The organism is Roseateles sp. GW821-FHT09H11 (assembly GCF_059415845.1).
The window spans coordinates 1,153,878-1,176,190 of sequence record NZ_JBWKOA010000001.1 but is presented as its reverse complement, the minus strand read 5'-3'; the positions used below and the strand labels follow the sequence as shown (position 1 = coordinate 1,176,190).

At 67.7% G+C, this 22,313-nt stretch carries 21 protein-coding genes; 10 read left to right on the top strand and 11 right to left on the bottom strand.

Annotated features, from left to right (window positions below; genetic code table 11):
* Positions 1-3: 3 nt before the first annotated feature.
* Both mnmC and AC07PR_RS04865 read right to left on the bottom strand, forming a co-directional pair.
* Positions 4-1,941 (bottom strand): bifunctional tRNA (5-methylaminomethyl-2-thiouridine)(34)-methyltransferase MnmC2/FAD-dependent 5-carboxymethylaminomethyl-2-thiouridine(34) oxidoreductase MnmC1, encoded by a 1,938-nt coding sequence (gene mnmC, locus AC07PR_RS04870; protein WP_495134575.1) that lies wholly within the window; start codon positions 1,939-1,941, stop codon positions 4-6.
* A gap of 111 nt (positions 1,942-2,052) precedes the next feature.
* Positions 2,053-3,621 (bottom strand): DEAD/DEAH box helicase, encoded by a 1,569-nt coding sequence (locus AC07PR_RS04865; RefSeq protein ID WP_495134574.1) that lies wholly within the window; start codon positions 3,619-3,621, stop codon positions 2,053-2,055.
* Positions 3,622-4,078: 457 nt separating this feature from the next.
* Here AC07PR_RS04865 and AC07PR_RS04860 point away from each other — a divergent pair, with 457 nt between their 5' ends.
* Positions 4,079-4,786: a winged helix-turn-helix domain-containing protein gene (locus tag AC07PR_RS04860; RefSeq protein ID WP_483106072.1), complete on the top strand. Its 708-nt coding sequence runs from the start codon at positions 4,079-4,081 to the stop codon at positions 4,784-4,786.
* A 70-nt stretch (positions 4,787-4,856) separates the two neighbouring features.
* On the opposite strand, the gene AC07PR_RS04855 is transcribed toward AC07PR_RS04860, so the two are convergent.
* Positions 4,857-6,503: an ABC transporter substrate-binding protein gene (locus AC07PR_RS04855; RefSeq protein WP_495134573.1), complete on the bottom strand. Its 1,647-nt coding sequence runs from the start codon at positions 6,501-6,503 to the stop codon at positions 4,857-4,859.
* Positions 6,504-6,690: 187 nt separating this feature from the next.
* On the opposite strand from AC07PR_RS04855, the gene ettA reads away from it, so the two are divergent.
* The 4 genes from ettA (at position 6,691) to AC07PR_RS04835 (ending at position 11,577) form a co-directional block, all read left to right on the top strand.
* Positions 6,691-8,355: an energy-dependent translational throttle protein EttA gene (gene ettA / locus AC07PR_RS04850; RefSeq protein ID WP_377155508.1), complete on the top strand. Its 1,665-nt coding sequence runs from the start codon at positions 6,691-6,693 to the stop codon at positions 8,353-8,355.
* A 289-nt stretch (positions 8,356-8,644) separates the two neighbouring features.
* Positions 8,645-9,232, top strand: a complete 588-nt coding sequence (locus tag AC07PR_RS04845) for a Spy/CpxP family protein refolding chaperone (protein ID WP_377155507.1) — start codon at positions 8,645-8,647, stop codon at positions 9,230-9,232.
* A 94-nt stretch (positions 9,233-9,326) separates the two neighbouring features.
* A complete protein-coding gene (locus AC07PR_RS04840; RefSeq protein WP_067282373.1) occupies positions 9,327-10,040 on the top strand; it encodes a response regulator in 714 nt (237 codons plus the stop codon).
* 13 nt (positions 10,041-10,053) lie between these two features.
* Positions 10,054-11,577, top strand: coding sequence for a sensor histidine kinase (locus AC07PR_RS04835; protein WP_483106075.1), 1,524 nt, complete (start codon positions 10,054-10,056; stop codon positions 11,575-11,577).
* A gap of 3 nt (positions 11,578-11,580) precedes the next feature.
* Here the strand turns inward: AC07PR_RS04835 and AC07PR_RS04830 are convergent, their stop codons facing one another.
* From AC07PR_RS04830 to trpS, 3 genes are read right to left on the bottom strand one after another with little or no spacing between them, the layout of a single operon-like run.
* Positions 11,581-12,969 carry an MATE family efflux transporter gene (locus tag AC07PR_RS04830; RefSeq protein ID WP_377155505.1) on the bottom strand — a complete coding sequence of 463 codons (1,389 nt, stop codon included), beginning with the start codon at positions 12,967-12,969 and terminating at the stop codon, positions 11,581-11,583.
* Entirely contained in the window at positions 12,966-13,421 is a 456-nt protein-coding gene (locus tag AC07PR_RS04825) for a DUF3717 domain-containing protein (protein ID WP_377155504.1), read from the bottom strand. Before AC07PR_RS04825 ends, AC07PR_RS04830 begins: the two co-directional genes overlap by 4 nt.
* Positions 13,422-13,431: 10 nt before the next feature.
* Entirely contained in the window at positions 13,432-14,448 is a 1,017-nt protein-coding gene (gene trpS, locus AC07PR_RS04820; RefSeq protein ID WP_495134572.1) for a tryptophan--tRNA ligase, read from the bottom strand.
* 157 nt (positions 14,449-14,605) lie between these two features.
* Between trpS and purN the strand changes: the two genes are divergently transcribed.
* A complete protein-coding gene (purN, locus tag AC07PR_RS04815; RefSeq protein WP_495134571.1) occupies positions 14,606-15,244 on the top strand; it encodes a phosphoribosylglycinamide formyltransferase in 639 nt (212 codons plus the stop codon).
* Positions 15,245-15,303: 59 nt separating this feature from the next.
* On the opposite strand, the gene AC07PR_RS04810 is transcribed toward purN, so the two are convergent.
* Together AC07PR_RS04810 and AC07PR_RS04805 are read right to left on the bottom strand one after the other, a co-directional pair.
* Positions 15,304-15,954: a DUF1345 domain-containing protein gene (locus AC07PR_RS04810; protein ID WP_377155501.1), complete on the bottom strand. Its 651-nt coding sequence runs from the start codon at positions 15,952-15,954 to the stop codon at positions 15,304-15,306.
* An 18-nt stretch (positions 15,955-15,972) separates the two neighbouring features.
* Positions 15,973-16,251, bottom strand: coding sequence for a DUF1653 domain-containing protein (locus AC07PR_RS04805; RefSeq protein WP_495134570.1), 279 nt, complete (start codon positions 16,249-16,251; stop codon positions 15,973-15,975).
* 69 nt (positions 16,252-16,320) lie between these two features.
* Between AC07PR_RS04805 and AC07PR_RS04800 the strand changes: the two genes are divergently transcribed.
* The 3 genes from AC07PR_RS04800 (at position 16,321) to AC07PR_RS04790 (ending at position 19,701) form a co-directional block, all read left to right on the top strand.
* On the top strand, positions 16,321-17,589 hold the full coding sequence (locus AC07PR_RS04800) for an RsmB/NOP family class I SAM-dependent RNA methyltransferase (RefSeq protein ID WP_483106079.1): 1,269 nt from the start codon (positions 16,321-16,323) through the stop codon (positions 17,587-17,589).
* 232 nt (positions 17,590-17,821) lie between these two features.
* Positions 17,822-19,033: a DesA family fatty acid desaturase gene (locus AC07PR_RS04795; RefSeq protein WP_377155498.1), complete on the top strand. Its 1,212-nt coding sequence runs from the start codon at positions 17,822-17,824 to the stop codon at positions 19,031-19,033.
* A 149-nt stretch (positions 19,034-19,182) separates the two neighbouring features.
* Positions 19,183-19,701, top strand: a complete 519-nt coding sequence (locus AC07PR_RS04790) for a DUF3016 domain-containing protein (protein ID WP_483106080.1) — start codon at positions 19,183-19,185, stop codon at positions 19,699-19,701.
* An 88-nt stretch (positions 19,702-19,789) separates the two neighbouring features.
* On the opposite strand, the gene rpmG is transcribed toward AC07PR_RS04790, so the two are convergent.
* From rpmG to trxB, 3 genes are all read right to left on the bottom strand, one after another.
* Positions 19,790-19,960 carry a 50S ribosomal protein L33 gene (rpmG, locus tag AC07PR_RS04785; RefSeq protein ID WP_067273562.1) on the bottom strand — a complete coding sequence of 57 codons (171 nt, stop codon included), beginning with the start codon at positions 19,958-19,960 and terminating at the stop codon, positions 19,790-19,792.
* A 22-nt stretch (positions 19,961-19,982) separates the two neighbouring features.
* Complete coding sequence (gene rpmB / locus AC07PR_RS04780) at positions 19,983-20,216, bottom strand: 50S ribosomal protein L28 (protein ID WP_377155495.1); 234 nt, start codon at positions 20,214-20,216, stop codon at positions 19,983-19,985.
* Positions 20,217-20,469: 253 nt separating this feature from the next.
* Entirely contained in the window at positions 20,470-21,429 is a 960-nt protein-coding gene (gene trxB / locus AC07PR_RS04775; RefSeq protein WP_495134569.1) for a thioredoxin-disulfide reductase, read from the bottom strand.
* A 192-nt stretch (positions 21,430-21,621) separates the two neighbouring features.
* Between trxB and AC07PR_RS04770 the strand changes: the two genes are divergently transcribed.
* On the top strand, positions 21,622-22,290 hold the full coding sequence (locus tag AC07PR_RS04770) for a Crp/Fnr family transcriptional regulator (protein WP_067273553.1): 669 nt from the start codon (positions 21,622-21,624) through the stop codon (positions 22,288-22,290).
* The last annotated feature ends 23 nt before the right edge of the window (positions 22,291-22,313 follow it).

Below are 22,313 nucleotides of genomic sequence, written 5' to 3'. Positions count from 1 at the left end.
GCTCTACGTCGTGGCCCGGTGCGCCTTGGCGGCAAAGCGGGCTGGATCGAGCGCGTCCGCGAGGCTCGATTCCACCGGCCACGGTGCGCCAGTCAACTGCGCGGCGACGAGTTCGGCGCACAGCGTCGCCCATGTGATCCCACGGGAGGCGAGGGCGCCCAGCACCATCAAGCCGGGCTGGCGCGGCCAGAAGCGCGCCTGCTCGGCGCGGCGCTCGGGCATGGCGGCCGGCAGCGCGCCCACGATCGGAAGCCGGTCCGGCACCAGGCTGCGCCAGCCCACACGACCCGCGAGGGGCATGTCATCGGGGAGCGCGGTCGACGGTAGCAACGAACGCAACCGACCCATGTTCTGTGAGTGGTCCGACGCACGCAGCGTGGGGTCCATGTCGCCGCCATCGGTGCTCGCGCCGAAGCACAGCGTGCCGTCGGGGAGAGTGAGCGCGTAGCCCAGTCCCGCCACCGGCATCGCCAGCATCGGCGGGGACAGGTCTTGCGGCATGACGCTCAATTGCCCGCGCTGCGCCACCCATGGCCACGACGGGCCGGCCGTCCATGCGGAGGCCAGCGGAGCGCTTCCGATGCCGCCACACAGCACCACGGCATCCGCGGTCGCGATGGATTCGCCGACGATGTCCAGCGCGGCCCAGCGACCGCTGGCGTCGTCACGATGCAGTCGTTCGACCGGCGTGTTCAAACGCAACTGGAAGCCGTCGGATCGCGCCGCTTCATCCAGCCACGCCGTCACGAGCGCCGGCGGCGACACCGCGCCTCCCCCCGCGAAGAACCATGCGGGTTGGGTCAATGCAAGGCCTGCCTTCGCTCCCGCTTCCTCGGCGCTCAGGGCCTGCGCATAGTCGGCGGGGAGCCCGCTGCGCGCCAACAGCGCCTGCATCGATGCCAGCGCCTGGGGATCGCGCTCGACGCGCAGCAGTCCCCATTGCAGCCAGGGCAGGGCGGGTGCGATGCGGCGCAGTTCGCGCTCCGTGGCGAGCGCCGCGGCGCGGCTGAAGCGGGCATGCGGACCGTCCTCGGCGTGGAGCGTGCCGTGGAACAGTCCGCCTGGATTGCCGGAGGCCTGCGCCGCGGTCGTTGCGCCGCCTTCGAGCACCGTGACTCGCAAGCCTTCCCGCGCCAGCACGCGCGCGCAGGCGGCGCCCGCCAGCCCGGCGCCGATGATCAGCACGTCCTTGGCCTGCGGCGCGACGGCCGTCCGGCCCGGCGGCACCGGCGCCCGATGGCGAGGAGCGAAACGCGCCACGGTCGTTTGCCACTTGCCGCCGGTGCCCGGTCGCTTCCGGACCTCGAAGCCCGCCGCCGTCAATCCGTCGCGCACGCCGCGGGCGACGCTCCAGGTCGCCGCCGTGGCGCCCGGCGCGGCCAGCCGGCCGACCTGCTTCAAGATGGCGTCGTCCCACAGTTCGGGGTTCTTCGCCGGCGCGAAGCCGTCGAGGAAGAACGCATCCACCGACGCCACCAGCTCCGGCATCCAATCGTGCGCGTCGCCGAACGCCAGCATCAGCCGGACGCGGCCTTCGTCGAAGTCCAGCGTGTGCAGGTTGGGCGTGAGTGCCGGCCAGGCCTCGAGCAACTGGCGCGCCAGCGCAGGCTCCGGCGACGCCGCATGAGCGCGCTCGAGGTCGTCCTGCGTCAGCGGATGCTTCTCGATGCTGAGGAAGACCAGCCGCTCGCAACGCGCGGGATCCTCGCGCCACGCGGCCCAGGTGGCGAGGAAGTTGTTGCCCAGGCCGAAGCCCGTTTCAAGCACGACGAAGTGCCGTCGACCCGCCCACCGTTCCGGCATCTCGTTGCCGTCGAGGAAGACCTGCCGCGCCTGCGCGAACGCGCCGAAAGGGGCGTGGTAGAGATCGCCGAAGTCCGGCGCGTTCGGGATGGCGCCGGAGAAATCGACGCGGGCCGGAAGGATGGGCGCGGTCTTCATGGGGACGGGGAGTGGCCGCGAGTATGCCCAATGCGGTCTCGCACGGCGGCACGGAGGCGGAAACGACAACGGCGCCGGTGAGGGCGCCGTTGCATCACGGAAGGTCCGGGATCAGGAGTTCGACTTCGGACGCGTCAGTGCCGCGCCTGCCGGACGGTTGCCCTGGCTGCCGTGACGGCTGCCCTGGCCCTGGCCTGGACCTTGGCCCTGACCGCCTTGACCTTGCGCCTGACGTTGACCTTGACCCTGGCCGCCTTGGCCTTGGCCTTGGCCTTGTCCCTGGCGCTGACCTTGCGGCTGGCCGCCGGCTCTCTGGCCGCCGCCTTGCGCACCCTGCGCCGGACGGCCCTGGCCTTGACCGCCGCCCTGCGGACGGCCACCCTGGCCCTGCGAGCGGCCACCGCCGCCACCGCCACCGCCGCGACGGCCACCACCACCACCGCCGCCACCCGCCGGACGCGGCGAGCCCGAGGACTTGCCCAGCCCGCCGTTCAGCACCATGCGGCCCAGCACGATGGGTTCGGGCTTGGCGTTCGGGTCCGGCTCGAAGCCCGGCACGACCTCGCGCGGGATCTCGCGCTTGATCAGCTTCTGGATCTCGCGCAGGAAGCCTTCCTCGTCGACGCACACCAGCGACAGGGCCTCGCCCTGCGCGCCCGCGCGGCCGGTGCGGCCGATGCGGTGCACGTAGTCTTCGGCGACGTTCGGCAGCTCGTAGTTGATGACGTGAGGCAACTGGTCGATGTCGATGCCGCGCGCGGCGATGTCGGTCGCGACCAGGACCTTCAGGTCGCCGCTCTTGAACTCGGCCAGCGCCTTCGTGCGGGCGCCCTGGCTCTTGTTGCCGTGGATCGCCATCGCGGTGATGCCCGACTTGTCCAGGTACTCGGCCAGACGGTTCGCGCCGTGCTTCATCCGCGTGAACACGAGCACCTGGTGCCAGTCGTTCTTCGTGATCAGATGGGCGAGCAGTTCCTTCTTCTTGTCGCGGTCGACCGGGTGGATGCGCTGCGCGATCGTGTCGGCCGTCGCGTTGCGGCGCGCCACCTCGATCAGGCCCGGCTTGTCCAGCAGGCGGTCGGCCAGCGCCTTGATCTCATCGCTGAAGGTCGCGGAGAACAGCAGGCTCTGCTTCTTGGCCGGCAGCAGCGCGAGCACCTTCTTGATGTCGTGGATGAAGCCCATGTCGAGCATGCGGTCGGCTTCGTCCAGCACCAGGATCTCGACCTTGGACAGGTCCAGCGTGCCTTGCTGTGCGTGGTCCAGCAGACGGCCCGGCGTCGCCACCAGGATGTCCACGCCCTTGCGCAGCTGGCTGATCTGCGGATTCATGCCGACGCCGCCGAACATGACCATGCTGGTCAGCGGCAGGTACTTGCCGTAGGTGCGCACGCTTTCCTCGACCTGGGCGGCCAGCTCGCGGGTCGGCGTCAGCACCAGCGCGCGGATCGCGACGCGGCCCTTGGCGTCACGGACGGGCTTGCTGGCGGACAGGCGCTCCAGCAGGGGAAGCGTGAAACCGGCGGTCTTGCCGGTACCGGTCTGGGCGCCGGCCAGCAGGTCGCCGCCGGTCAGTACGGCGGGGATCGCCTGGCTCTGGATGGGGGTGGGGGTCGAGTAGCCGGCATCGGCGATCGCGCGGAGCAGGGGCTGGGAGAGCCCCAATGCGTCAAAACTCATAAGCTGCTTTGTTGGTGCCCGAACGGGCTTTGTGTGCAGCACGCCGGCCCGGTGAGGGCTGGCGCCAGTCTTCGGCTGCCGTGGGAGAGCGTGAGCTCAAAAGATAAAGCCGCGGCAAGACTGAGCCGCGGCGATGGGGGCATTGTAGCTGACGGGGTCTGTCACCCCTGTGAGCAATTGGTTCGGTCGACGAGCCTCGCCCCATTCCTCTCCCGCGACGCGGAAGAGGGGGAAGAAGAGGGAACGCGTGCACCGCAAGGGCGCAAATACGGCGATCCGGACAGCTTCCCGCAAGCTCGGTGACAGGCCTCACTCAGGCAAGCGTGTCGGTGTCCGCAGCCGTGTTTCAGTGCGGTAAACCGTGGGTAAAAAGGGCGGTGAGGCCCGTCCTGATCGGCGTTCAAACGGGATTGCGGCGGCATAGTCTTGCGCCAATGTGTCCACTTGTCCCATCGTCATGAGCGCCCTGTTTCCCGATCCTGCCGCCGGCACCCATCTGCTGCTGCTGGACCCCGACCCGCATGCGCGCCTGCGATTCGCCGGCCTGATACGGGCCTGGGGCTTCCGCGTCACCGACAGCGCGGAGGCGGCCCTGCTGGACCGCGTGCCGCTGCTGCCGGTGGACCTCGCCCTCATCGATCCCAGCGACGCCCGCGAGGCCGGCTGGGGCGCGCTGACCCGATTGAGACAGCGCTCGCGGATGCCGGTGATCGTGCTGCTGCAGCACGACAGCACGCTGGAACGCGTCCTCGCCCTGGAGCGCGGTGCGGACGCGGTGCTCCCCAAGGACGGGGAACCGCGCGAACTGCAGGCCCGCATCAAGGCGTTGCTGCGACCCCGCGAGGGCGATGCGGCCGAGGTGCTGATGTTTGGCCGCTTCAAGCTGGAGCCGATGACGCGTCGACTGTCCGGACCGGGGGGCTTCTGCGTGGTGCTGTCACAGAGCGAATACAAGCTGCTGCGCGCCTTCCTGGAACGTCCGCACAGCGTGCTGCAACGCCAGGAGCTGCTGCACCTGGCGCGCGGCGACGGCGTCACGGCGCTGGAGCGCTCGGTGGACCTGATGGTGTCGAGGCTGCGACAGAAACTGAACGACGATCCGAGTTCGCCGTTGATCCGTACGGTGCGCGGCATCGGGTATCTGTTCGATCCGCCGCTGCGCTGACGCACGGATGCGGCCGATGGACCTCACCCCGACCCTCTTCCGCAAGCGGGGAGAGGGAGTTCGATCTGCCTTACTTCGGGGCGACTGAGGCCCAGCGCAGTTCGAACCAGTTGTCGGGACGGTGGACCACCGTCACGTTGGCGCGGGTCGCCCACGGGATCATCTGGCGGTGCAGCGGGATCAGGTGCGTCTGCGCGCGGAACTCGCGCAGCGCGGCCTTGATCAGTTCCTCGCGCTTCTTCGGATCGGCTTCCTCGCTGGACGCGGCGGCGAGCTGATCGAACTTGTCGTCCCGCCAGTTGCCGAAGTTGTACTGGCCGACCGACTTCTCGCCGCGGTTGCGCATCAACGGCGTCATCGCGACCTCCGCGTCGGTGATGCTGCCGCCCCAGCCGTACATGTAGAGGCTGGTGTCGAGCTTCTCCAGCTTGGGGAACATCAGCACGCGCGGCCGCGCGTTCACGCTGACCTTGACCTTGAGCTGCGCCCACATCGAGGCCAGCGCCAGACAGATGCGCTCGTCATTGATGTAGCGGTTGTTGGTGCAATCGAGCGTGACCTCGAAGCCGTTGGCATAACCGGCGTCGGCCATCAGCTTGCGCGCCGCGGCCAGGTCGAAGGGCAGGCGCGTTTCCAGCTGCGGATCGTTGAACGCGCCCAGCGGCGACGGCGTCAGCCCGCCGGTGGGCAGGCTCAGGCCGTTCATCAGCTTGGTGCGCATCGCGTTGATGTCGATCGCCTGGTACAGCGCCTGCCGCACGCGCAGGTCCTTGAACGGGTTCTTGTCGCCGGGCACCTTGCCGTAGAGCAGCTTGTCGCGCGACTGGTCCATGCCGATGAAGACGATGCGGTTCTCCGGGCCTTCCTGGACCTTGACCTGCGGCGTCTGCTTGAGCTTCGGGATGTCGCGCGGCGACGGGTCGAGCACGAAGTCGATCTCGCCCGACACCAGCGCGGCCAGCCGGGTCGCGTCGTTGGCGATCGGCGTGTAGACGGCGTCCTGCACGTTGCCGTCGAACTTGCCCCACCAGGCCGGATTGCGCTTGAAGGTCGTGCGGATGCCGGGCTCGCGGGCCACCATCGTGTACGGCCCGGTGCCGTTCGAATGCGTGGCGGCGTAGGTCTCCTGCTTGTCCTTGAAGTTCTGCGGCTTGACGACGTTGTGCTGCTCGCACCATTTGCGGCTCATGATGAACAGCGTGTCCAGGTGCTGCAGGAAGATCGGATTCACCTTGTCGAGCTGGAACTCGACCGTCTGGTCGTCGATCTTCTTCGGCGTGCCGACGGCCTGCGCGTAGACGCTGATCTGCGAATACGGATCCTTGGCCCGGTTGATCGAGAACACGACGTCGTCCGCCGTGAACGGCGTGCCGTCCTGGAACTTCACGCCCTGGCGCAGCTTCAGCCGCCACAGCGTGGGCTTGAGCTGCGTCCATTCGGTGGCAAGACCCGGCACCAGGTTGAGGTTGCGGTCGCGCGAGACCAGGCGCTCGTAGACCTGGCCGTTCATCGCGTTGGTGACGATCTCGTTCTGCGAATGCGGATCGGCCGTCTGCATGTCGCCCTGGCTGGCCCAGCGCAGGGTCTGCGCGTGCGCGGCGCCCAGGAGCCCCAGGCTCAGGGCGATCGTGAGCGGCCAGGCGCCCAGGGCGGCCGATGTGCGCGAACGAACCGGGATGGCGCGCAAGATGGAACGCGAGATGGAACGGAACAGCATGGTGGTCATCTCTGAGGGAACGGGCAGGGCGGTCGAGTTTAGGGGCACCGGCGGAAGCTGCGACAATGCACGACTATTGCCCGGGCGCCCCGCCGCCCACGCAGGCTCCGGCCCCACTGTCGCACCCGCTGCTGCAGGCGGCCCCAGGGCTCCAGGTCAACCCACGAAACGCTGAAGAACCATCGCCATGGCTCAATACGTCTTTTCGATGAACCGCGTCAACAAGACGGTTCCTCCGAAGCGCCACATCCTCAAGAACGTCTCGCTGTCCTTCTTCCCCGGCGCCAAGATCGGCGTGCTGGGCCTGAACGGCTCGGGCAAGTCCACGCTGCTGAAGATCATGGCCGGCGTCGACAAGGAGATCGAGGGCGAAGCCGTCCCGATGCCTGGCATCAAGATCGGCTACCTGGAGCAGGAGCCGCAGCTGAATCCGGACCAGACCGTGCGCGAAGCGGTCGAGGAAGGCATCGGCGGCGTGCTGGCCGCCAAGAAGCGCCTGGACGAGGTCTATGCCGCCTACGCCGAAGAGAACGCCGACTTCGACGCGCTGGCCGCCGAGCAGGGCGAGCTGGAGGCGATCATCGCCGCCGCCGGTTCCGAGAACACCGACCTGCAGCTGGAACTGGCCGCCGACGCGCTGAACCTGCCGCCGTGGGACGCCAACATCGGCGTGCTGTCCGGCGGCGAGAAGCGCCGCGTGGCGCTGTGCCGCCTGCTGCTGTCCAAGCCCGACATGCTGCTGCTGGACGAACCGACCAACCACTTGGACGCCGAATCGGTCGAGTGGCTGGAGCAGTTCCTGCAGCGCTTCCCCGGCACCGTGGTGGCGATCACCCATGATCGCTACTTCCTGGACAACGCCGCCGAGTGGATCCTGGAACTGGACCGCGGCCACGGCATTCCCTGGAAGGGCAACTACTCCGACTGGCTGGACCAGAAGGAACGCCGCCTGGAGCAGGAACAGAAGACCGAGGACGCCCGCGCCAAGGCGATGAAGGAAGAACTGAAGTGGGTGCGCTCGAACGCGAAGGGCCGCCAGGCCAAGAGCAAGGCGCGTCTGGCCCGCTTCGAGGAACTGAGCGACGTCGAATACCAGAAGCGCAACGAGACCAACGAGATCTTCATCCCCGTGGCCGAGCGCCTGGGCAATGAGGTGATCGAGTTCGAAGGCGTGACCAAGTCCTTCGGCGACCGCGTCCTGATCGACAACCTGTCGTTCAAGGTCCCGGCGGGCGCGATCGTCGGCATCATCGGCCCGAACGGCGCCGGCAAGTCGACGCTGTTCCGCATGATCCAGGGCGTGGAGCAGCCGGACAGCGGCACGGTGAAGATCGGCAAGACGGCCAAGCTGGCCTTCGTCGACCAGAGCCGCCAGAGCCTGGACGCCAACAAGACCGTGTGGGAGGACGTCTCCGGCGGTCTGGACAACATCATCGTCGGCAAGTTCGTGATGCCGTCGCGCGCCTACATCGGTCGCTTCAACTTCAAGGGCAACGACCAGCAGAAGATGGTCGGCCAGTTGTCCGGCGGTGAGCGCGGCCGCCTGCACCTGGCCAAGACCCTGGCCCAGGGCGGCAACGTGCTGATGCTCGACGAACCGTCGAACGACCTGGACGTCGAAACCCTGCGCGCGCTGGAAGAGGCGCTGCTGGAGTTCGCCGGCTCGGCGATGGTGATCTCCCACGATCGCTGGTTCCTGGACCGCATCTGCACGCACATCCTGGCCTGCGAGGGCGACTCGCAGTGGTTCTTCTTCGACGGCAACTTCCACGAGTACGAAGCTGACAAGAAGAAGCGCCTCGGCGAAGAAGGCGCGCGACCGAAGCGCGTGCGCTTCAAACCTATTGCGTAACCTCCGCAGCCCCGCTTCGGGCGCTCCGCGTCGTTGCAGATCCTCGCCATAGCTGGGCTATGGCTCCGGTTTGCGCCTAGCGGAGCCTCCCGAATCGGAGCCGCGGCGGTCACGCAATGCCGAGCGGTGTGCAGACGCCAATCCGCCCGCGATGTCTCGATTTCAAGAGGCACCGCGGGCGTTTTTCATTGGCGCTGATTCATTTCACGAATCTTTACGGCGCGCCCACGGCCAATTGACGCGCGCCCTCGACCATTTCCTCACCCCAGAACGATTTGGAGATCCCGAGATGGTCAAGAGCTTCTCCCGCCCCCTCAAGATGCTGGCCCTGGCCGCGACGATGAGCGTGGCCGCCCTGGCGGCGCACGCCCAGACGGCACCGGGCGACGCGCCGCCGCCCCCGCCGCACGGCATGCACCGCGGTGGCCCCGATTTCGGCGGCCCCGGCTTCGGCCCCATGGGCCCGATGCACGGCAAGCTGCTGAAGGACGCCGGCGTCACCGATGCGCAGCGGGCCCAGATCAAGCAGATCTTCGACGCCGCGCACAAGGACCTGAAGACGCAGCGCGACACCGAGCGTCAACTGCACGAACGCATGCAGGCGCTGTTCACCGCGCCGACCGTCGACGCCAACGCCGTCGAGCAGGTGCGCCAGCAGATGCACGCCGCGCATGACGTCGAGTCCAAGCGCATCACGCTGGCCATGATCGACGCGTCGCGTGTCCTGACCCCCGAGCAGCGCGCCAAGATCGCCCAGTTGAAGGACCAGCAGCGCGAGAAGATGAAGGAGCGCATGAAGGACCGCGCCGAGCGCGCCAAGGAACGCCGCGGCGCCAACGAGGCCAACCCGGTCCCGAAGCCTTTCACTGACCGCTGAACGCACGAGGCCGGCTATGCTTCAGTCTTTCGATGAGTCCGCGGCGCGCGGCCTGGCCGATCCGGCCCGGTCGGTGGCTGCACCGCAACGCCCGATGAACCCACGACTGCTCCTGATCGACGACGACGCCCGGCTCACCGCGATGCTGGGCGACTACCTCAGCAGCGCCGGCTTCGACGTCAGCTTCGCCGGTTCGCTGGCGCAGGGCCGCACCGAGCTCGAGGCCGGCCAGTTCGAACTGCTGGTCCTGGACCTGATGCTGCCCGACGGCGACGGCCTCGAGTTCTGCCGCCAACTGCGCAGCGACAAGCGCTGGCGCCGCCTGCCGGTGCTGATGCTGTCGGCACGCGGCGAGCCGATGGATCGCATCCTCGGCCTGGAGCTGGGCGCGGACGACTACCTGCCCAAACCCTTCGAGCCCCGTGAGCTGCAGGCCCGCGTGAAGGCGCTGCTGCGCCGCACCGAGCCCCAGGCGATGGGCGACGAGGTGCTGCGCTTCGGCCGCCTGGAGATCGACCTGGCGGCGAGACAGGTGCGCCTGGACGGCAATGCCTGCGACCTGACGAGCCACCAGTTCGACCTGCTGGTCGTGCTGGCGCAGAGCCCGGGCCGGGTGCTGTCGCGCGACCAGATCATGGACGCGCTCAAGGGCCACCCGCTGGAGGCCTTCGACCGCTCGATCGACGTGCACATCTCCCGCATCCGTTCGGTCATCGAGGACGACGCCAAGAACCCGCGCCGCGTGCTCACGGTGCGCGGTGCCGGTTACGTGTTCGCTCGCAAGCAGGACGCCGAAGGCCTGGAATGAAGGCTGCGACGCAGTGAAGGCGCTGTACCTGCGCATCTACATCACCGTCGTGGTGGTGTTACTGGCATTTGCGCTGGGCTCGGCGTGGCTCTTCCAGGGCCGCATCGAGCAGGAGCGCGGGACCTTCGAGCAGGCCGCCTCGGAGCGGCTGGTGGCGCTCGCGGTGCTGGTGCAGCGCGCGCTGCCGCCGGTCACGGCGTCGACCGACGAGCAGGCCGACGCCGTCGAGGACTGGGGTCAGCGCCTGCGGATGGCGCTGGCGCTGGAGGATTCGCGCGGACGCCGCATCGGCGCCTCGCCGCTGTTCGAGCGCCGCGAGGACCTGCCCGGTTCGCGCGTGCAGCGCGTGCCGCTGGACGACGGCCGGCACCTGCTGTTCCTGCGCCTGGCCCGCCCGCCGGGCGCATCTGGGCCGACCGGCCAGGACAAGCTCGAAGCCGACGCGCGTGCCGCGAGCGGTCCGCACCGGATGCAGCGCGAGCGCCGCGATCCGTTCGTCGATGGCCCGCCGCCGAACGACGTGCGCAGTCCCATCCGCCGCGAGCCGCGGCCCGAAGTCGAGCAGATGCGCCAGCGCATGCTGGACCGTTTGGAGCAGCAGCGTCGCGAGGATGCGGCGAACGGCTCCTGGCTGCCCGGTTGGATCCCCCGCCCGAGCGGCGAAGCCCTGGCCGTGCTGCTGGCGGTGCTGTTCGTGGCCGTGGCCGTCGGGGCCTATCCGGTCGTGCGCCGGCTGACGCGCCGGCTCGAATCGCTGAAGTCCGGGGTCGAGCAATTCGGCTCCGGCGATCTGAGTTTCCGCGTGCAGGACAACGGCAAGGACGAAGTCGCCGCGCTCGCGACCAGCTTCAACCTCGCCGCCGAACGGATCGAGGCTTTGCTGAGATCGCAGAAGAGCCTGCTCGCCAACGCGAGCCATGAACTCCGCTCGCCGCTGGCGCGGCTGAAGATGGCGTTCTCGATGCTGGACGACGCGTCGCCGGCCCAGCGCGCGCGCCTGGGGCAGGAGATCAACACCAACATCGTGGAGCTGGACGCGCTCGTCGAAGAGGTGCTGCTGGCGAGCCGGCTGGAAGGCGGCGCGCAGTCGCTGCGGCTGGAGCCGGTGGACCTGCTGGCGATCGCCGCCGAATCGGCCGCGCTGGGTGACGCCGAACTCGAGATCGAGACCGGCATCGCCCGCCTGCCGCTGAACGGCGACGACCGCCTGCTGCGACGCGCGCTGCGCAACCTGCTCGAGAACGCACGCCGCTACGGCGGGCCGGTCGTCGAGCTCAAGGTGCGCCGCGCCGGGCAGGATCGCGTCGAGTTGCAAGTCTGCGACCGCGGTCCGGGCGTGCCCGAGCCGATGCGCGAGCGGATCTTCGAGGCCTTCTTCCGTCTGCCCGGCCATGCCGAGGTGTCGGGCGGCGTGGGACTCGGCCTGAGCCTGGTGAAGCAGATCGCGACGGCCCACCAGGGCACGGTGCGATGCGATGCCCGCGAGGGCGGCGGCAGCTGCTTCGTGATCACATTGCCGCTGAACGCGGCTGGCTGACGCTCAACGCCCGATCTCCCGGCGATGAACGAGGGCCAGCAGGACGCCGAGCCCGATCGCGGCGGCGGCAAGTCCGACTGAGGCAGCGCTCCAGAACCCCATCGCGCCCTGCATGATCGCGGGCAACGCGACGGCATGGTCGCCGAAGACCAGCCAGTAGCCGCCGCCCAGGCCGAGCCCCCAGATCGCGAACGCGTAGATGAGCATCGGCGCCGTCGCGATGTGATGGGCGCGCAGCACGAAGGCGGCCACGGTCTGGCCGGCGTCGGACACGTGGAAGAGCCACAACCAGCCCAGCAGGGGCAGCGCGGCGGCGATGACGGCGGCATTGCTGGTGTAAAGGCCCAGCACCTGCTCCCGCAGCGAGAAGACCACGCCGCCGAGCACGAACGCGATCGCCAGCGCGATCTCCAATCCATGCCAGCCGAGCCGGCGCGCCGCCGCATAGTCGCGCGCGCCCATGGCCTGCGCCACGAGCGTGCTGCAGGCGTTCGCCTGCGACAGCGGCAGCATGAACATCATCGCCACGAGGTTGGCGCAGAGCTGGTGCCCCGCCACCGGCGTCGTGCCCAGCCGCGCGATGAAGATCGCCATGAAGGTGAAGCCGGTCACCTCGATCAGCACGGACGCGCCCATGGGCACGCCCAGCTTCAGCAGCCGCATCAACGTGTCCTTGCGCGGGCGATGCAGCCCGGTCCGAGCGAAGCCGAACGCGGCATAGAACGGATCGCGACGCAGCACGGCCAGTGCGATCAGCAGCTGACTCCACATCACGATTGCCGTCGCGATCGCGCAGCCGACCGCGCCCAGCGGTGGCACGTGCAGCGGCCCCAGCGTGAATCCGCCGATCAGCAGCGCGCTGGCCGGGAACTTCAAGAGCAGTCCGCCGATCTGCAACGCCATCACCGCCTTCGGTCGCGACACCGCCGTGTTGAATCCGCGGTAGGCGGTGAACAGCAAGGCCGCGGGCAGCGCGATGCCCAGCATGCGCAGGTAGTCGCGGATCTTTGCGGCGATCTCGGGACTGACCTGCGAGATCGCGAGGAAGGGCTGCGGGAACCACAGGATCAATTCGCCGATCACCGTGAGCGCCAGCGCGAGCCACGCGGCCTGATGCAGGCTGTCGCCGGCTTCGGCCATGCGCTTCGCGCCGAAGAGCTGCCCGGCCACCGGCGAGATCGCCAGCACCACGCCCATCAATCCCACGAACACCGACGTGTAGACGGCCGAGCCAACCGCGAGGGCCGCGAGGTCGATGGCGGAGTGGCGGGCGACGAGCAGCGTGTCGATCGTCGAATACGCCAGCACTGCGAGTTGCCCGATGAACACGGGCCACGCGAGCGGCAGGATCTGGCGCAGGCTCGCGAGGCGGCCGTGGAGCGCAGCGCTCAAGCGGGATCCTTGTCGGCGGCCGCTTGAGCGTCGGCGCCGGCGGCGTTGCGCCGCTCGATCGCCCGCTCCGCATAGCGGTTGAAGCGCCACGCCGTGCCTTCGATCGTGATCCGCCGCCAGGTGGCGCGTTTCTCTCCGGGCGTCAGCACCGGCCAGTTCTGGACCTCGTCGAAGCTGCGTCCGCAGCCCTTGCAGAGTTCGTCGCCCTGGCTGGTCGAACAGATCGCGATGCAGGGCGCGTCCGGCGTGGTGTCGTACCAGCGCGTCCAGGCCGCGAGCGCGCGCGGCGGCATCGAGTCCTCGTCGCACTCGGTCTCGTGATGGAAGACCATCAGCGCATAGACCTCCGCCAGCGCGCGCAGCTCGGGACCCAGCGTCACGCCGTCGCCCGGCGAGCGCTGTCGCCACCAATTGATGGCGGACTCGATGTCGGTGATGTGGATGCCGGCCATCTGTGCGTGCTCAGTAGTCGATGCCCATCGCGCCGCGCACCTCGCGCAGCGTCTTGCGTGCCACCGCACGGGCACGTTCGGTGCCGACCTCGACGATCCAGTGGACCTTCTTCGGATCGGCGAGCAGTTCGTCGGCGCGGGCGCGCCAGGGCGCCTGCTCATCGTGGATCGCCTCGATCAGCGGCTGCTTGCAGTCCAGGCAGCCGATGCCCGCGCTGCGGCAGCCCGACTCGACCCATGCCCGCGTGTCGCTGTCGGCATAGACCTTGTGCAGTGCCCACACCGGGCAGCGCTCGGGCTCGCCCGGATCGCCGCGACGCACGCGCTGCGGATCCGTCTGCATCTTGCGCACCTTGTCGGCGACGACCTCCGGCGCGTCGCGCATCGCGATCGCGTTGCCGTAGGTCTTGCTCATCTTGCGTCCGTCCAGGCCGGGAAGTCGCGAGTTCTCGGTCATCAGCGCCTGCGGCTCCGGGAACAGCGGCGCCGAGGGCTGCCGGTAGAGGTGGTTGAAGCGTCGCGCGACCTCGCGCGTCACCTCGACGTGCGGTGCCTGGTCCTCGCCGACCGGCACGAAGGCCGCCTTGTAGATCAGGATGTCGGCCGCCTGAAGCAGCGGGTAGCCGAGGAAGCCGTAGGTCGCCAGCTCGCGGTTCTCGGCCACGAGGTCCTTGTAGCTCGGCATCCGTTCCAGCCAGCTCGACGGCGTGCTCATCGCCAGCAGCGTGAACAGCTCGGCGTGTTCCGGCATGCGGCTCTGGATGAAGAGCGTCGCCTGTTCCGGATCGACGCCGGCCGCCAGCCAGTCGACGACCATGTCGTAGACGCTCTGTTCCAGGCCTTCGCGGTGTTGGTAATGCGTGGTCAGGGCGTGCCAGTCGGCGACGAAGAAGAAGCAGTCGTAGGCGTCCTGCAATCGCACCCAGTTCTTCAGCGCGCCGTGGTAATGGCCGAGGTGCAGCGCGCCCGTCGGACGCATGCCGGAGAGCACGCGCTGGCGCGGGGTGAGGGTGGGTTGGTCGGTCATGGCGGAAGGCTGGGGCGGTGGCCGCACCGGCGCGCGGCGATCTCGGGACGAGGTCGGACATGCGACGGCGGGAGGGCGATTGTAGGGAGCGTCGGCCCGGTCGCCGCCGGTCATGGCAGTGCGCTGGCGCCGATGCCCTTGGCTACACTGCCGGCCCATGAAGAACATCGTGATCCTGATCTCCGGGCGAGGCTCCAACATGGAGGCCATCGTCCAGGCCTGCACGGCCGGTGGATGGCCGGCCCGCATCGCCGCGGTGATCAGCAACCGGCCGGATGCCGCCGGGCTTGAATTCGCGCGGGCGCATGGCGTCGCCACCGCGGTCGTCGACCACAAGGCCTTCGGCAAGGGAGACGCCGCGCGCGCTGCGTTCGATGCGGAACTGCAGCGCGTCGTCGATGGCTTCGCCCCCGATCTGGTGGTGCTGGCCGGCTTCATGCGCATCCTGACGCCGGCGTTCACCGGTCATTACTCGGGGCGCATGCTCAACATCCACCCGTCGCTGCTGCCGGCATTCACGGGGCTGCACACGCACCAGCGCGCCATCGAGACCGGCTGCCGCGTGGCGGGCGCGACGGTGCACTTCGTGACGGCGGAGCTGGACCATGGTCCGATCGTCGCGCAGGCCATCGTGCCGGTGCTGGACGGCGACGACGAGGCGGCGCTGGCGGCGCGCGTGCTCAAGGTCGAACACCGCATGTACCCGAGCGCCGTGCGCTGGTTCGTCGAGGGGCAGCTCGCGATCGAGGGCGCGCGCGTCCTCCATCGCGGCGGCGAGCCGCAGATGTTCAACTGACCGCATGGCCGCACGACCCGTCGCAGGCTGCGCCGAGGGCTGAATCCCCGGCCCGGCGTTCAGCCCAGCATGCCGGCAAGGAAGTTGATCGTCAGCGCCAGCACGACGGTGTTGAACACGAAGGCCTGTATCGCCTGCACCAGCACCAGTCGCCGGATCGGTCGCGCGCTGACGACGACGTCCGAGGTCTGTGAGGTCGCGGCGACCGTGGCCGCGAAATAGAAGAAATCCAGGTAGTCGGGGGCATCCTCGTCGCCGGGGAACTCCAGCCCGTGGGGCGCCTTCGGGCCGCAGTGGAACAGCGACGCATACGCCAGTCCGAACTCCACCGGAAGCAGCAGCCACGAACCGGTCAGCGTCGCCGATGCCACCAGCAGGTGCGGCCAGGCCTTCAACAGGCCGGCCTCTTTCACCTGCGCCAGTTCCAGCGCGATCGCCGCCATGCTGGCGGCACCGCCGAGGATCGCCAAGACCAGCACCGTCGGCGCACCGTCCGCGACGGCGCCGGCCTGCTCCTCGACGTCTTCCGCATCGGTGCGGAACATCATCCAGCCGATCAGCACGAGGTAGGTCCAGACGCCGGCGCTCCAGCCCAGCAACGCGCGGGTGTGCCAGGCCAGTTCGACCGGCCAGGCAGCCGCCAGCAGTGCGCCGGTGGCCGCGCCGATCAGCAGGCGGGGGCGGCGCTTGATCTGGTGCAGCAGGGGCATGGGCCGATCCACGCGCAATCAGTCCGGCATCCGGGCGAAGCGCGGCTGCGTCACCCCGTCGATGTCGACGGAGCCGAAGAACATGTCGTAAGGACGCACCCACAGGCCACTGTCGTTGTAGAGCGGCACGTAGAGCACGAGGGGCTCCAGCGTCTCGCTGTGGCGGACGACGCCGCGGACCTCGTACTCGCCGCCCTTGTAGTGGCGGTAGCGCCCGGTGGGCGCCTCGGGCAGCGGTTGCAGCGGATCGCCGGCGCCGTGCGCGGCAGGGTCTGGGACGGTGTGGGAGGCACTCATGGGCAGGGTCGTGACGGCGGGAATGGGGCAGGGCGTGGGCCTGACGCCGGAGCCGGGGATAATCGCGCGATGCATCCTAATGCCCTTCTTGAACTCTGCGCCGAACTGGTGGACAGCCTGCTGCTGTTCGACAAGCCCGCCGACGCCCTCGTTTCCGATTTCTTCCGTGCGCACAAGGCGCTCGGCCAGCGCGAGCGCCACACCATCGCCGAAACCGCCTACGCCGTGCTGCGCCAGCGTCCGGTGCTGCAGCATCTGGCCCAGTCGGGCCGCGGTCCGATGTCGCGGCGGCTGGCGATCCTCGCCTGGGCCGGCAGCGACACCTTCCTCCGCGCGGCGACCGATGACCAGGAGCAGCAATGGCTCAAGCAGGTGGCGAAGGTCGACCGCAGCAAGCTGCCGGAGAAGCTGCGCCACAACCTGCCCGACTGGCTGGTCGAGCCGCTGAGGCAGCGTCTGGGTGATGAGCAGTTCTGGCAACTGGCGGACGCCGTCAACGTGTCCGCGCCGCTGGACCTGCGTGTCAACCTGCTGAAGGCCAAGCGCGAGGACGTGCAGGCGGCCTTGAAGGACAAGGGATTCGCGTCGTCGCTGACGCCGTTCTCGCCCTGGGGCCTGCGGCTCGAAGGCAAGCCGGCGCTGCAGAAGCTGGACGTCTTCACCAGTGGCCAGGTCGAGGTGCAGGATGAGGGCAGCCAATTGCTGTCCTTGCTCACCGAGGCCAAACGCGGAGAGATGGTCGTCGATTTCTGCGCCGGCGCCGGCGGCAAGACCCTGGCGCTGGGTGCCGCGATGCGCAACACCGGTCGGCTGTACGCATTCGACGTCTCGGGGCATCGACTCGACAAGCTCAAGCCGCGCCTGGCGCGCAGCGGGCTGTCGAACGTCTACCCCGTGCAGATCAGCAACGAACGCGATGAGCGCGTCAAGCGCCTGGCCGGCAAGATCGACCGCGTGCTGGTCGATGCGCCGTGCTCGGGCCTGGGCACGCTCCGCCGGAATCCCGATCTGAAATGGCGCCAATCCCCGAACAGCGTCCTGGAATTGCACGACAAGCAGCTGGCCATCCTGAACAGCGCCTCGCGCCTGCTCAAGCCGGGCGGCCGCCTGGTCTATGCGACCTGTTCGCTGCTCGATGCCGAGAACGAGTCGGTCGCCCAGGCCTTCGCGGAGGCGCATCCCGACTTCGTCCTGATGCCCGCGCAGGACGTGCTGACCCACGCCCAGGTCGACGCGACCCAGGCGGCACAGCTGTCCGAGAACGGTTATCTGCGCCTGTGGCCCCATCGTCACCAGAGCGACGGCTTCTTCGCAGCAGTATGGGAACGTAAGAAATGAGCCCTGCCGACCGGACCTGGCAGGGGTCCTGTCAGCGGCATGTTTCTTATTGCGAACTGGCCGTCGTGTCTGTTCGATCACGTCTTCAGGCCCTTCCGGTCGCGAAGCGTCAAAAGACCGACGGGAAAGCGGCTTACATCTGGGCGATTTCTAGAGTGCGTCGCCTACAATCGGGGCTTCCTGTGGACAACTGGCTCCTCGCGAGCAGGGTTAGGACCGAATGAACGTATTGATGTCTGTGCACGACGCCATCCTGGCGTGGATGATCGACGGCCTCACCGGCGCCAGCTGGTGGCAGATCGTGGTCTTCACCCTCGTGGTGACGCATATCACCATTGCTGGCGTCACGATCTTCCTGCACCGCGCCCAGGCGCACCGGGCACTCGACCTGGGTCCGATTCCGTCGCACTTCTTCCGCTTCTGGATGTGGCTGACGACCGGCATGGTCACTCGCGAATGGGTGGCCATCCACCGCAAGCACCACGCGAAGTGCGAGACCGAGGATGATCCGCACAGCCCCGTCACCCGCGGCATCAAGACGGTGATGACGCGTGGCGCCGAGTTGTACCGCGCCGAAGCCAAGAACGAGGAAACGATCAAGAAGTTCAGCCATGGCGTGCCGGACGACTGGATCGAGCGCCATGTCTACACCGGCCGTTCGGTGTGGGGCGTGTCCCTGATGATGATCATCGACCTGGCGCTGTTCGGCGTGGCCGGCATGGCGGTCTGGGCGGTGCAGATGGCCTGGATCCCGTTCTGGGCCGCCGGCGTGATCAACGGCGTCGGTCACTATTGGGGCTATCGCAACTTCGAGGCGCAGGACGCGTCGACGAACGTCTCGCCCTGGGGTGTGATCATTGGCGGCGAAGAGCTGCACAACAATCACCACACCTATCCGACGTCGGCCAAGTTCTCGGTCAAGCCTTTCGAGTTCGACATCGGCTGGGGCTACATCCGTGCGATGGAGATGATCGGCTGGGCGAAGGTGCGCAAGACCGCGCCCCAGATGAAGACCGGCGAACTCAAGGCGGTGGCCGACAAGGACACCCTGGAGGCCATCATCGCCAACCGCTATGAAGTGATGGCGCGTTATGCGCGCGGCCTGCGCGGCGCCTGCAAGGCCGAGCTGCTCCAGTTGAAGGCTGCGGGCGAGCAGCACAGCGTCAAGTTCCATCAGTTCAAGCTGGCGACCCGCTGGCTGCATCGCGATGCCGAGAAGATCCCGGCTGCCTATCAGGAGCAACTGAACGGCGCCCGCGCGGCGAGCCCGGTGCTCGACAAGCTGGTGACGATGCGCGAAGAACTGCGTCAGTTGTGGACCCGCACGAACGTGTCGGCTGAGCAGCTGGTGCATGACCTGCAGGCCTGGTGCCGCAAGGCCGAGGAAAGCGGCATCGCCGAACTGAAGGCCTTCGCGACGGGTTTGCGCACGGTGCGCGTCTGAGCGAAGGTCGGCTCATCGTGCGCCGAGGTCGGCCAGAGTGATGGCTGACACCCAGGCGGAGATGAAGCAATGCAAAGGGCGCCCCTACCGGGCGCCTTTTTTCTTGGCGGCGCCCATAATTTGTTGAACTCTCAGACAAGGAGATTGACATGATGGCCTCGACCCTTTTCAAGCGCACTGTGTTGTTCGGCCTGATGGGCGCCAGCCTGGGCGCGATCGCCGCGGCTGCGCAGGCTCAAGCGGAAGTCAACTTCATCAAGCCGGAGAACTTCTCCGACATCGGCTGGGTCGGCGTGGACCGCGACAACGCCATGAAGCAACTGGAAGAGCACTTCAAGGCGCTCGCGGCGCGCGAGCTGCCCGGCAAGCAGCTCAAGATCGACGTCACCGACGTCGACCTGGCGGGGGAAGTCGAACCGCATGTCCGCACCGATCGGCTCCGCATCCTTCGATCGGTGACGATTCCGCGCATGAGCTTCACCTATACGCTCAGCGAGAACGGCCAGGTCCTGAAGTCCGGCAAGGCGGACCTGAAGGACATGGACTACCAGAATGGCGTCGGCAACCGCTACTTCGACTCCGAGCCGCTGCGCTATGAGAAGAAGATGATCGACGACTGGATGGCGCGCGAACTGCTTGGCAAGGCGCACCTGGCGCCGACCCGCTGATCGCGATGGGGGCCGTGACGCCCCTTTTCGGTCGCCCATGAAAAAACCCGCCGAGAGGCGGGTTTTCTTCTTCAAGGACCGGGCTGAATCACTTCAGCTTGGTTTCCTTGTACAGCACGTGCTTGCGTGCCTTGGGGTCGAACTTCATGAATTCCAGCTTTTGAGGCGTGGTCTTCTTGTTCTTGTTGGTGGTGTAGAAATGACCGGTGCCGGCAGTGGATTCCAGCTTGATCTTCTCGCGTCCGCCTTTGGATGCCATGGTGTCGCTCCTGGTTCAGTGATTAGGCTTGACCGCGCGCGCGCAGGTCGGCCAGCACGGCGTCGATGCCCTTCTTGTCGATCAGACGCAGCCCGGCGTTGGTGATGCGCAGACGGACCCAGCGGTTTTCGCTTTCGACCCAGAAACGGCGGTATTGCAGGTTCGGGAGGAACCGGCGCTTGGTTTTGTTGTTGGCGTGGGAAACGTTGTTCCCGACCATGGGCTTCTTGCCCGTGACTTCGCAGACGCGTGCCATGAGGACACTCCGATACTTGTCATCCGGCGACCGTCCCAATCGTCTCGACCTCGCTGTCGAGTCGCGGGCGGCGGCCTCACCTCGCCATAGGGTGGCGGTATCCCATCCTCCTCGCGTCAAGATCCTTCACAGGTTGATGGCGCGGGGAAACGAAGAGTGTAGCAGAAACGAACCGGCCCGCGCAAAGGCGGGCCGGTCAGTGAGCCTCGGGGGCGCCCGTCCAGGGGCGCCACGGTCGCGCAGAGCGGAAGGGTCAGGCTGATTCCTGCTCCAGGAAACGCTGAGCATCCAGCGCCGCCATGCAGCCGGTGCCGGCACTGGTGATGGCCTGGCGATACACATGGTCCTGCACGTCGCCCGCGGCGAACACGCCCGGCACGGTGGTCATCGTGGCGAAGCCTTCCAGACCGCTCTTCGTGCGGATGTAGCCGTCCTTCATTTCGATCTGGCCCTGGAAGATGTCCGTGTTGGGCTTGTGACCGATCGCGATGAAGCAGCCCTGCAACTTGATGTCGGTGGTCGTGCCGTCCTGCGTGCTCTTGATGCGCACGCCGGTCACGCCGCTCGCGTCGCCCAGCACCTCGTCCAGCGTCTGGAACACGTGCAGTTCGATCTTGCCGGCCTTGACCTTGTCCATCAGCTTGTCGACCAGGATCGGCTCGGCGCGGAACTTGTCGCGACGATGGATCAGATGGACCTTGCTGGCGATGTTGGACAGGTACAGCGCTTCCTCGACCGCGGTATTGCCGCCGCCGACGACGCAGACTTCCTGCTCGCGATAGAAGAAGCCGTCGCAAGTCGCGCAGGCGCTGACGCCGCGGCCCATGAACGATTCTTCCGACGGCAGTCCCAGGTATTGCGCGGAAGCGCCGGTGGCCAGGATCACCGCGTCGGCCGTGTAGACCGCGCTGTCGCCGGTGAGCGTGAACGGACGCTTGGAAAAGTCGACGCTGTTGATGTGGTCGAAGACGATCTCGGTCTGGAAACGCTCGGCGTGTTCCTGGAAGCGCTGCATCAGTTCGGGGCCTTGCACGCCCATCACGTCGGCGGGCCAGTTGTCCACTTCGGTCGTGGTCATCAACTGACCCCCTTGCGCCATGCCCGTCACCAGAAGCGGCTTCAAGTTGGCACGCGCCGCATAGATGGCGGCGGTGTAGCCGGCGGGGCCGGAACCGAGGATCAACAGCTGGGCGTGGCGGGTGTTTTGGCTCATGACGGGGGAAATGGGGATGCGTTCAACGGACGCAAGGGTCGACAGCCTAAGGGGACCGGCGGGCGGCCTATGGCGTTGACCCTATGAACAGGCGTGAACAAATTGGCACAATGCATCCATTCTAGGTGGCGGGTCTCTCTGCCATCCTGACAACCACGATTGACCCTAACCCCCGACAGGAGGCATCCCTTCATGGCCATGTTGTCCAATTTGGATCTGATCCGCAGGGTTCCCTTGTTCTCCCTGCTGACCGCCGACCAGGCCCAGTCCATCGCGGACAGCGTCGTCAAACGGCGCTTCAAACGCGGCGAGTTGATCGTCGAGCAGGGCACCAAGTCCAACGCGCTCTTCATCCTGCTCAACGGCCGCGCCCGCGTGCTGACCGCGGACAGCCGCGGCCGCGAAGTCATCCTCGCCGTGCTGCAGCCTGGCGACTACGTCGGCGAGATGAGCCTCATCGACAACGAGCCGCACTCGGCGACGGTCCGCGCCGAGGTGCAGACCGACATGCTGGTGCTGGGCCGCGCCGATTTCGGACGCGGTCTGCCGGATTCGTCGAGCCTGGCCTACGGCATCCTGCGCGGCCTCGTCGCGCGGCTGAGAAACGCGGACCGCCAGATCGAGTCGCTCGCGCTGCTCGATGTCTACGGTCGCGTCGCGCGTACGCTGCTGGACATGGCGGAGGAAGAGAAGGGCGTGAAGATCATTCGCGGCAAGGTATCGCGGCAGGACATGGCGAAGGTTGTCGGCGCGTCGCGCGAGATGGTCAGCCGCGTCATGAAGGACCTGGAGGACAAGGGCGTCATTGAGACGCTCGAGAACGGCTCCGTGGTCATCAAGGAACGCCTGCAGCACGACTGAGGCGCCAGAGACTGACGCTTCAA

What these genes read in the sequence shown, in the direction of transcription:
- mnmC (WP_495134575.1), bottom strand. Translation starts at nt 1,941, where the DNA reads ATGAAGACCGCGCCCATCCTTCCGGCCCGCGTCGATTTCTCCGGCGCC.
- AC07PR_RS04865 (WP_495134574.1), bottom strand. Translation starts at nt 3,621, where the DNA reads ATGAGTTTTGACGCATTGGGGCTCTCCCAGCCCCTGCTCCGCGCGATC.
- AC07PR_RS04860 (WP_483106072.1), top strand. Translation starts at nt 4,079, where the DNA reads ATGAGCGCCCTGTTTCCCGATCCTGCCGCCGGCACCCATCTGCTGCTG.
- AC07PR_RS04855 (WP_495134573.1), bottom strand. Translation starts at nt 6,503, where the DNA reads ATGCTGTTCCGTTCCATCTCGCGTTCCATCTTGCGCGCCATCCCGGTT.
- ettA (WP_377155508.1), top strand. Translation starts at nt 6,691, where the DNA reads ATGGCTCAATACGTCTTTTCGATGAACCGCGTCAACAAGACGGTTCCT.
- AC07PR_RS04845 (WP_377155507.1), top strand. Translation starts at nt 8,645, where the DNA reads ATGGTCAAGAGCTTCTCCCGCCCCCTCAAGATGCTGGCCCTGGCCGCG.
- AC07PR_RS04840 (WP_067282373.1), top strand. Translation starts at nt 9,327, where the DNA reads ATGAACCCACGACTGCTCCTGATCGACGACGACGCCCGGCTCACCGCG.
- AC07PR_RS04825 (WP_377155504.1), bottom strand. Translation starts at nt 13,421, where the DNA reads ATGGCCGGCATCCACATCACCGACATCGAGTCCGCCATCAATTGGTGG.
- trpS (WP_495134572.1), bottom strand. Translation starts at nt 14,448, where the DNA reads ATGACCGACCAACCCACCCTCACCCCGCGCCAGCGCGTGCTCTCCGGC.
- purN (WP_495134571.1), top strand. Translation starts at nt 14,606, where the DNA reads ATGAAGAACATCGTGATCCTGATCTCCGGGCGAGGCTCCAACATGGAG.
- AC07PR_RS04810 (WP_377155501.1), bottom strand. Translation starts at nt 15,954, where the DNA reads ATGCCCCTGCTGCACCAGATCAAGCGCCGCCCCCGCCTGCTGATCGGC.
- AC07PR_RS04805 (WP_495134570.1), bottom strand. Translation starts at nt 16,251, where the DNA reads ATGAGTGCCTCCCACACCGTCCCAGACCCTGCCGCGCACGGCGCCGGC.
- AC07PR_RS04800 (WP_483106079.1), top strand. Translation starts at nt 16,321, where the DNA reads ATGCATCCTAATGCCCTTCTTGAACTCTGCGCCGAACTGGTGGACAGC.
- AC07PR_RS04795 (WP_377155498.1), top strand. Translation starts at nt 17,822, where the DNA reads ATGTCTGTGCACGACGCCATCCTGGCGTGGATGATCGACGGCCTCACC.
- AC07PR_RS04790 (WP_483106080.1), top strand. Translation starts at nt 19,183, where the DNA reads ATGATGGCCTCGACCCTTTTCAAGCGCACTGTGTTGTTCGGCCTGATG.
- rpmG (WP_067273562.1), bottom strand. Translation starts at nt 19,960, where the DNA reads ATGGCATCCAAAGGCGGACGCGAGAAGATCAAGCTGGAATCCACTGCC.
- rpmB (WP_377155495.1), bottom strand. Translation starts at nt 20,216, where the DNA reads ATGGCACGCGTCTGCGAAGTCACGGGCAAGAAGCCCATGGTCGGGAAC.
- trxB (WP_495134569.1), bottom strand. Translation starts at nt 21,429, where the DNA reads ATGAGCCAAAACACCCGCCACGCCCAGCTGTTGATCCTCGGTTCCGGC.
- AC07PR_RS04770 (WP_067273553.1), top strand. Translation starts at nt 21,622, where the DNA reads ATGGCCATGTTGTCCAATTTGGATCTGATCCGCAGGGTTCCCTTGTTC.